The sequence below is a fragment of the Bradyrhizobium sp. genome (assembly GCF_030646015.1).
Classification (GTDB): domain Bacteria; phylum Pseudomonadota; class Alphaproteobacteria; order Rhizobiales; family Xanthobacteraceae; genus Bradyrhizobium.
The window spans coordinates 1-9,252 of record NZ_JAUSLT010000094.1; the positions used below are offsets into that span (position 1 = coordinate 1).

The 9,252-nt window shown below is 62.6% G+C and carries 6 protein-coding genes and 2 pseudogenes; 1 reads left to right on the forward strand and 7 read right to left on the reverse strand.

What is annotated here, in order from left to right:
• The 4 genes and pseudogenes from Q7T45_RS15020 to rplJ form a co-directional block, all read right to left on the reverse strand.
• Positions 1 to 423 (reverse strand): annotated as a pseudogene (locus tag Q7T45_RS15020) (DNA-directed RNA polymerase subunit beta'); the annotation flags it as partial.
• 130 nt (positions 424 to 553) lie between these two features.
• Positions 554 to 4,675 (reverse strand): DNA-directed RNA polymerase subunit beta, encoded by a 4,122-nt coding sequence (gene rpoB / locus Q7T45_RS15025; RefSeq protein ID WP_304871729.1) that lies wholly within the window; start codon positions 4,673 to 4,675, stop codon positions 554 to 556.
• A 446-nt stretch (positions 4,676 to 5,121) separates the two neighbouring features.
• Positions 5,122 to 5,493, reverse strand: coding sequence for a 50S ribosomal protein L7/L12 (rplL, locus tag Q7T45_RS15030; RefSeq protein ID WP_304871730.1), 372 nt, complete (start codon positions 5,491 to 5,493; stop codon positions 5,122 to 5,124).
• Between the two features lie 57 nt (positions 5,494 to 5,550).
• Positions 5,551 to 6,069, reverse strand: coding sequence for a 50S ribosomal protein L10 (rplJ, locus tag Q7T45_RS15035; protein ID WP_304871731.1), 519 nt, complete (start codon positions 6,067 to 6,069; stop codon positions 5,551 to 5,553).
• A gap of 643 nt (positions 6,070 to 6,712) precedes the next feature.
• On the opposite strand from rplJ, the gene Q7T45_RS15040 reads away from it, so the two are divergent.
• Entirely contained in the window at positions 6,713 to 7,318 is a 606-nt protein-coding gene (locus Q7T45_RS15040; protein ID WP_304871732.1) for a hypothetical protein, read from the forward strand.
• An 18-nt stretch (positions 7,319 to 7,336) separates the two neighbouring features.
• Here Q7T45_RS15040 and Q7T45_RS15045 read toward each other — a convergent pair whose 3' ends face one another.
• From Q7T45_RS15045 to Q7T45_RS15055, 3 genes and pseudogenes are all read right to left on the reverse strand, one after another.
• Positions 7,337 to 8,290: a 2-hydroxyacid dehydrogenase gene (locus Q7T45_RS15045; protein WP_304871733.1), complete on the reverse strand. Its 954-nt coding sequence runs from the start codon at positions 8,288 to 8,290 to the stop codon at positions 7,337 to 7,339.
• Positions 8,291 to 8,373: 83 nt separating this feature from the next.
• Positions 8,374 to 9,066 (reverse strand): 50S ribosomal protein L1, encoded by a 693-nt coding sequence (rplA, locus tag Q7T45_RS15050; protein ID WP_304871734.1) that lies wholly within the window; start codon positions 9,064 to 9,066, stop codon positions 8,374 to 8,376.
• A 6-nt stretch (positions 9,067 to 9,072) separates the two neighbouring features.
• Positions 9,073 to 9,252 (reverse strand): annotated as a pseudogene (locus Q7T45_RS15055) (50S ribosomal protein L11); the annotation flags it as partial.

The window sequence follows — 9,252 nt, forward strand, 5'->3', positions numbered from 1 at the left end:
ATAGAGGATCCGCTCGAGCTGCTTGAGCTGCATGTCGAGCAACAGGCCGATGCGCGACGGCAGCGACTTCAGGAACCAGATGTGCGCGACCGGGGCGGCGAGCTCGATATGGCCCATCCGCTCACGGCGGACCTTCGACACGGTGACTTCGACACCGCACTTTTCGCACACGATGCCCTTGTATTTCATGCGCTTATACTTGCCGCACAGGCATTCGTAATCCTTGATCGGACCGAAGATACGGGCGCAGAACAGGCCGTCACGCTCGGGCTTGAACGTGCGGTAATTGATGGTTTCCGGCTTCTTGATCTCGCCGTAGGACCACGACAGAATCTTCTCCGGAGACGCGATGGAGATCCGGATCTGGTCGAAGACCTGAGCCGGCGTCGTCGGGTTGAAGAGATTCATAATTTCTTGGTTCATGGTCTTCTCCTCGCGTGCCGATCGTCACCGGCAGCAAATTCGAAATTCTTTTTGACGCCACGCGTTTCGCCCAACGTCCGAGCGAAGCGCGGATGCCCGGCGCAAAGCGCCGGGCAGATCGCTTTTTGTGTTACTCGGCCGCCTCGGATGTCGCGCCGCCCGCCTTGGAATTGTGCAGGTCGACGTTGAGGCCCAGCGAACGCATTTCCTTGACCAGCACGTTGAACGATTCCGGGATACCGGCTTCGAACGTGTCGTCGCCACGCACGATCGCCTCGTACACCTTGGTACGGCCGGCGACGTCGTCCGACTTCACGGTCAGCATTTCCTGGAGCGTGTACGCCGCGCCGTAAGCCTCGAGCGCCCACACTTCCATTTCGCCGAAACGCTGTCCGCCGAACTGCGCCTTGCCACCCAGCGGCTGCTGGGTAACGAGCGAGTACGGCCCGATCGAACGCGCATGGATCTTGTCGTCGACCAGATGGTGCAGCTTGAGCATGTAGATGTACCCAACCGTCACCTTGCGGTCGAACGTGTCGCCGGTGCGGCCGTCGAAGACGGTCGACTGGCCCGACGCGTCGAGACCGGCAAGCTTGAGCATCTCCTCGATGTCGGCTTCCTTGGCCCCGTCGAACACCGGCGTCGCGATCGGCACGCCGTGGCTGAGATTGCGCCCGAGCTCCATCAACTCGCTGTCGTTGAGCGATTTGATGGTTTCGTCATCGCCGTAGATCTTCTTCAAGGTCTCCTTCAGCGGCTTCAGGTCCTGCTTGGCGCTGGCAAGGTAGGCATCGATGGTCTGACCGATGCGCTTGCCGAGGCCGGCGCAGGCCCAGCCGAGATGGGTTTCAAGAATCTGACCGACGTTCATGCGCGACGGCACGCCCAGCGGATTGAGCACGATGTCGGCGTGGGTGCCGTCTTCAAGGAACGGCATGTCCTCGATCGGAACGATCTTGGACACCACGCCCTTGTTGCCGTGACGGCCGGCCATCTTGTCGCCGGGCTGAATCTTGCGCTTCACCGCGACGAAGACCTTGACCATCTTCATCACGCCGGGCGGCAATTCGTCGCCACGCTGCAGCTTTTCGACCTTGTCGAGGAAGCGCTGTTCAAGGCCCTTCTTCGATTCGTCGTACTGCTTCCGCATCGCTTCGATTTCGGCCATCAGCTTGTCGTTGGGGGACGCGAACATCCACCATTGCGAACGCGGGTGCTCGTCGAGCACGGCGCGCGTGATCTTGGTGTCCTTCTTGAAGCCCTTCGGACCCGCGATGCCCTGGCGATTTTCCAGAAGCTCCGCCAGGCGGCCGTAGACGTTACGGTCGAGAATCGCCTGTTCGTCGTCGCGGTCCTTGGCCAGACGCTCGATCTCTTCCCGTTCGATCGCCAGAGCGCGCTCGTCCTTGTCGACGCCGTGCCGGTTGAAGACGCGGACTTCGACGATGGTGCCCTGCACGCCCGGGGGCACGCGGAGCGAGGTATCGCGGACGTCGGAGGCCTTTTCACCGAAGATGGCGCGCAGAAGCTTTTCTTCCGGCGTCATCGGGCTTTCGCCCTTCGGCGTGATCTTGCCGACCAGGATGTCGCCGGCGCGGACTTCAGCGCCGATGTAGACGATGCCGGCTTCGTCGAGTTTCTTCAGCGCTTCTTCCGAAACGTTCGGAATGTCGCGGGTGATTTCCTCGGGGCCGAGCTTGGTGTCGCGGGCCATCACCTCGAATTCCTCGATATGGATCGAGGTGAAGACGTCGTCCTTCACGATCCGCTCGGAAAGCAGGATCGAATCTTCGAAGTTGTAGCCATTCCACGGCATGAACGCGACCAGCACGTTGCGGCCGAGCGCGAGTTCACCGAGATCGGTCGAGGGACCGTCGGCGATGATGTCGCCCTTGGCCACCTGGTCGCCCACCTTCACCAGCGGACGCTGGTTGATGCAGGTCGACTGGTTGGAGCGCTGGTACTTCATCAGCCGGTAGATATCGACGCCCGACTTGGTGGGATCGAGATCGTCGGTGGCGCGGATCACGATACGGGTGGCGTCGATCTGGTCGATCACGCCGGTGCGGCGCGCGGCGATCGCGGCGCCCGAATCGCGGGCGACCACGCCTTCCATGCCGGTGCCGACGAACGGCGCTTCGGCGCGCACCAGCGGCACGGCCTGACGCTGCATGTTCGAGCCCATCAGCGCGCGGTTGGCGTCGTCGTTCTCGAGGAACGGGATCAGCGCCGCGGCCACCGAAACCAGCTGCTTCGGCGACACGTCCATGTAGTCGACCTTGTCCGGCGTGATCATCAGCACGTCGCCGGAGTGGCGGCAGACCACGAGGTCGTCGGTGAAGCGGCCCTTGGCGTCGAGCGCCACGTTCGCCTGCGCGACGTGATAGCGGCCCTCTTCCATCGCCGAGAGGTAGACCACCTCGTCGGTGACGCGGCCGTCCTTGACCTTGCGATAGGGCGTCTCGACGAAGCCGTACTTGTTGACGCGCGCGAACGTCGCCAGCGAGTTGATCAGACCGATGTTCGGGCCTTCCGGCGTCTCGATCGGGCAGATGCGGCCGTAATGCGTCGGATGCACGTCGCGCACCTCGAAGCCGGCACGCTCGCGGGTCAGACCGCCGGGCCCAAGCGCCGAGAGGCGGCGCTTGTGGGTGATTTCCGACAGCGGGTTGGTCTGGTCCATGAACTGCGACAGCTGCGACGAGCCGAAGAATTCGCGCACAGCGGCTGCGGCGGGTTTCGCGTTGATCAGGTCCTGCGGCATCACGGTGTCGATATCGACACTGGACATGCGTTCCTTGATCGCGCGCTCCATGCGCAGCAGGCCGATGCGGTACTGGTTCTCCATCAGCTCGCCGACCGAGCGCACGCGCCGGTTGCCGAGATGGTCGATGTCGTCGATCTCGCCCTTGCCGTCGCGCAGGTCGACCAGCGTCTTGATGACGGCCAGGATGTCTTCCTTGCGCAGCGTGCGATGGGTGTCGGGCGCGTCGAGTTCGAGGCGCATGTTCATCTTGACGCGGCCGACCGCGGACAGGTCGTAGCGCTCACTGTCGAAGAACAGCGACTGGAACATGGTCTGCGCGGAGTCGATGGTCGGCGGCTCGCCGGGACGCATCACGCGATAGATGTCGAACAGCGCGTCTTCACGCGTCATGTTCTTGTCGGCGTTCAGCGTGTTGCGGATGTAGGCGCCGACATTGACATGGTCGATGTCGAGCAGCGGCAATTCCTTGTAGCCCTGCTCGTTGAGCGCCTTCAGCGACTTCTCGGTGATTTCCTCGCCGGCCTCGGCGTAGATTTCACCGGTTTTCGGATTGACGAGGTCCTCGGCGAGATAGTTGCCGACCAACTCTTCATCCGACAGGCGCAGCGCCTTGAGGCCCTTTTCCTGCAGCTGGCGGGCGGCACGCACGGTCAGCTTCTTGCCGGCTTCGAGCACGACCTTGCCGCTGTCGGCATCGATCAGGTCGTTGATGGTGCTGTAGCCGCGGAAACGGGTGGCGTCGAACGGCACGCGCCAGCCTTCCTTGGCGCGCTTGTAGCTGATCTTCTTGTAGAAGGTGCTCAGGATGGTTTCGCCGTCGAGACCGAGGGCGAACATCAGCGAGGTCACCGGAATCTTGCGGCGGCGGTCGATGCGCGCGAACACGATGTCCTTGGCGTCGAATTCGATATCGAGCCAGGAGCCGCGATAGGGAATGACGCGCGCGGCGAACAGCAGCTTGCCGGACGAATGGGTCTTGCCCTTGTCATGATCGAAGAACACGCCGGGCGAACGGTGCATCTGCGAGACGATGACGCGCTCGGTGCCGTTGACGACGAAGGTGCCGTTCATGGTCATGAGCGGGATATCGCCCATGTAGACATCCTGCTCCTTGATGTCCTTGACGGACTTGGCGCCGGTTTCCTCGTCGATATCGAACACGATCAGGCGCAGCGTCACCTTGAGCGGCGCCGCATAGGTCATGCCGCGCTGACGGCACTCGTCAACGTCGTATTTCGGCGGTTCGAATTCGTAGCGGACGAATTCCAGCATCGAGGTGCCGGAGAAATCCGAGATCGGGAACACCGACCGGAACACCGCCTGCAAGCCCTCGTCCAGCCGGCCGCCGACGGGTTCATCGACCATCAGGAACTGGTCATAGGACGCCTTCTGAACCTCGATGAGGTTCGGCATCTCCGCGACTTCCTTGATGTGTCCGAAGAACTTGCGAACCCGTTTGCGACCCGTGAATGTCTGCTGCGCCATCGTGGCCTCTCATTTCGTCGCCCGTGAGGGGCGAACCTTCCGAAGCGCGACTGCCATCGCCCCCGGGTTGAATTTCCCAAACATTCCGAAAGTCTGAAGTCTCATTTCAGGATTTAAATCCCAAATCGAAGCCCCGCACCTTCAAAACGCAAAACGACGCGCGGGGCGCTTCCGCACCCGCCCGTCTCAACCTGCTTAGTTACGGACCGAAAAAGCCCGAAATTGCCTGTCTCCCAACGGTCTGCGCAGAAGCGTCACCGTTCCCGCCGCCAACCGTGCTTTCGTGCTGCCGTCCCGATATGGGATGACAATCGTGGAGATTCGAGGGTTAAACCTCCGAATCCCCACACATTCTTGTGTACAACATGGAACGGATCGTTCCGTCCCACGTTTGCGATCCCCTGGTCTGCCGATGCTCGCCCGGGAATGTCGCTCGCGTAACTGCGCTACTTGAGCTCAACCTTGGCGCCGGCCTTCTCGAGCTGGGCCTTGATCTTCTCGGCTTCGTCCTTGTTGACGCCTTCCTTGACGGCCTTGGGGGCGCCTTCGACGAGGTCCTTGGCTTCCTTGAGGCCCAGGCCGGTGATGGCGCGGACTTCCTTGATGACTTCGATCTTCTTCTCGCCGGCGGCGGTGAGCATGACCGTGAACTCGGTCTTTTCTTCCGCGGGAGCAGCGGCGGCAGCGGCCGGACCGGCCACCGCAACGGCGGCAGCGGCGGACACGCCCCACTTTTCTTCAAGGAGCTTCGCGAGCTCGGCAGCTTCGAGCACGGTGAGGCTGGAGAGGTCGTCAACAATCTTCTGTAGGTCGGCCATTGATCTGTTTCCTTAAGCGAATTCGGTTCGAACCAGGTTTGATGTTTGCGAAGGGCGTCAGGCCGCTTCGCTCTTTGAGGCATAGGCCTGAATGACGCGCGCGAGCTTGGCCGCGGGCGCAGTCGAGAGCTGAGCGATCTTGGTCGCCGGCGCCACAAGGAGGCCGAGGATCTTCGCGCGCAGTTCATCGAGCGACGGCAGGGCGGCGAGCGCCTTGACGCCGTTCACATCCAGGACGGTTTTACCCATCGATCCGCCGAGAATGACGAACTGCTCGTTCGCCTTGGCAAATTCGATGGCAACCTTTGGCGCCGCTACCGGATCGTTGGAAGTCGCGATCACGGTCGGTCCCTTCAGCAGGGAACCGATGGCAACGACGTCTGTGCCTTCAAGAGCAATTTTGGCGAGACGGTTCTTCGAGACCTTCACCGACGCACCCGCCAGCTTCATCTGCGTACGCAGCTTCTGCATCTGGGCCACGGTGAGGCCGGAATAGTGGGCGACGACTGCAACGCTGGTGGTCTTGAACACACCGTTCAGCGCTTCAACCGCGTCCTTTTTTGCCGCTCTTTCCACAGCAAGCTCTCTCCGGTTGGCGGTCTGCGCCTTAGAGGCAGGACCGCCGGGTTGCACCCATCGTCCCGCCCAAAACCTGACCTCGAGACCACTTTAGGCCTCAGGACACGCCGGGCACGACGACATTTGAAAAGCCTGCCCTCCCGCGCCTGATGGGCACGGGGTGTCGAGGTTCGAACCATTACCCGCTGCCGTCGCGCGAAACGCGGCGTAAAGCGAAATCCGGTCTTCACCCGTCTATGCAGGCCGATGGATTAAGCCGTTGAAGAAACTTGCGTCTCATCGCGGGCGCCTGCAGTCTTGGACAGGATCGAGATCATTCGGCGAGCCGAAAGACCCCTGCCCTCATCCCTCCCGAAATCGACGGGTTTTCCTTCCTTTCGAGCAATCCATGCGGATGTCCTGAAAGGAATGATCTCCTAGCGTATCGGGTTTTCGGAATGCGAGCACGGACGTGCCAGCAACAGCCAGCACGCCCGGAAGCGATTGTTTAACGAGTCTTTTCCGGCTTGCCAAGTCTTTTCCGGCTTTAGAGTGCAAAATGCGGGCCGCGGCGAACAGGGTGAAAAACGGCCGAAACCGCGCAGCTGGCGACCCGTATCAGCCCAATCGGTCCTGCATTCGACGAATCGGAGGAAAAGACATGGCCAAGCCGGGCGATACCTACTTCAATCCGGTCACGCGGACAAAGCTGGTGTTTGTCACCACCAGCGCTTCATCCGGCGGAAGCGAATTGGCGATCGAATGGCTCGTCCCCCCGGGCGAGCGGCTTGCCGCCGCCGCGCACTGCCATGCCGGGCCTGAAGGTTTCGGAATTGAGCATTTCGACCTGCTTGAGGGCAGCGCGGCCTGCCGGATCGGCCGAAAGGAATTTGCGGCCGGTGCCCCGCACACCTTCACCATCCCGGCCAACACGTCCCACGTCCATCCCTGGAACACAGGGACGACGAAGATGCACATTCGACAACGGATCACCCCGCCGACGCCGGAGGCCCAAATCCTCGCCGGGGTCGAACGATTTTTCGAGACCCTGACAGCCTTGAGCCAGCAAGGACGCGCCAACCGAAAAGGCGACATTCGAAACCCGCTGCAAGGCGCACTGGTCCTCGCCGACGGGCTTCTCCCCGTCACCTACATTGCCGGCATTCCGCTCGGCGTGCAGGTCCGGTTGCTCAATGGATTGGCCGGTGTCGCCCGCACCCTGGGTTACCAGGCCCACATCATGCCCGAAAAAGGCATTGCGGCCTGAAGGGATGCCGCCGGCCTCTCAGCCGCCCCGCACCTCATAGGGTAGCGGCTTGCCGGCAAAGTGCGCATCGAGATTGGCGATCACGCAGTCCTGCATCGCCGTGTGCGATTCCAGGGTGTGGCCGCCGATATGCGGGGTCAGCACCACGTTCGGGAGCGCGGTCAGCGCATCCGGCGCATGCGGCTCCTGCTCGAACACGTCGAGGCCGGCGCCCGCGATGGTATTGTCGGCCAGCGCTGCGACCAAAGCCGGCTGGTCGATCACCGAGCCCCGGGAGATGTTGACGACATAGCCGTCCGCCCCCAACCTTTTCAGGATCCGGGCATCGACGGCGTGGTGGGTGTCGGCGCCGGCGCGGACCGCGATCATCAACACGCTGCACCAATCCGCCAGCGCCTCGAGGCTCGGGAAGTATTGATAGGGCACGTCGTGCTTGTTGCGGCTGAAATAGCCGACCTCGGTCTCGAACGCCGCCACCCGGGCCGCGATCTTGCGGCCGATCTCGCCCATGCCGTAGACGCCGATGCGGCGCCCGCGCATGCCTGCCTGCGGCCGCATCATCGGCGACGGTTTTGCCGATGACCAGCCGCCGCTTCGGACATAATCGTCCGCCGGCAGCAGCCGCCGCGTCGCCGCCAGCATCAGGATGACCGCGATATCGGCGACCGAGGCAGCATTCGCGCCCGGACTGTGGGCGACCGCGATCTTGCGCTGCGCCGCGGCGGCGAGATCGACACCGTCATAACCGGTGCCATAGCAGACGATGACGCCGAGCTTCGGCATCAGGTCCATCGCGGCTGCGCCGAGCGGGGTACCGCCGGCCGTGACCATCGCGGTCACCCCCGAAAGCTGGTCCGCCGCGAATACCTCGCCAAGCGGCTTGCCCCCCGTTTCCATCAGTTCGAAGCTTTGCGCGAAGCGCACCATCATCGCCTTGGGGAAACGGGAATAGATCAAGACTTTGTTGGACATCGGCTGAATTCCTGAAGTCAAAAGACAAAGGGCGGAACGGGTTTCCCCGTCCCGCCCTTGAAATGATTGTCGTCGCGCGGCCTTTAGCCGAGCAGCGTGCCCGGCTCAACCTTCACGCCCGGCCCCATCGAGGAGGAAACCGCGACGCGCTGGATGTAGGTGCCCTTGGCACCGGCGGGCTTCGCCTTGGCTACGGCATCCGCCAGCGCCTTGACGTTCTCCACCAGCTTGTCTGCCGTGAACGACGCCTTGCCGATGCCGGCCTGCACGATGCCGGCCTTCTCGACCCGGAACTCGACCGAACCGCCCTTGGCGCCCTTGACGGCGTTGGCGATGTCCATCGTGACCGTGCCGATCTTCGGGTTCGGCATCATGCCGCGCGGTCCCAGCACCTTACCGAGCCGGCCAACCAGCGGCATCATGTCGGGAGTGGCGATACAGCGGTCGAAATCGATCTGACCGCCCTGCACCTTCTCGACCAAGTCCTCGGCGCCGACGACGTCGGCTCCCGCGGCCTTGGCTTCGTCGGCCTTGGCGCCGCGCGCGAACACGCCGACGCGCAAGGTGCGGCCGGTGCCGTTCGGCAGGGTCACCACGCCACGCACCATCTGGTCGGCGTGACGCGGATCGACGCCGAGATTGATCGCAATCTCGACCGTCTCGTCGAACTTCGACGTGGCGCGTTCCTTGACCATCTTGATGGCGTCCGCGAGCGGATAAAGCTTCTCGCGATCAACGCCCTCGCGGGCCTTCTTCAAGCGTTTTCCGATTGCCATGACCCGTTACCCCGCAACTTCGAGACCCATCGAACGGGCAGAGCCCTCGACCATCTTCATGGCCGACTCGATGGAGTCACAATTGAGATCCTTCATCTTCTTCTCGGCGATCTCGCGCACCTGCGCTTTGGTCACCGCGCCGGCCTTGTCGCGGCCCGGGGCTTTCGACCCGGACTGGATTTTGGC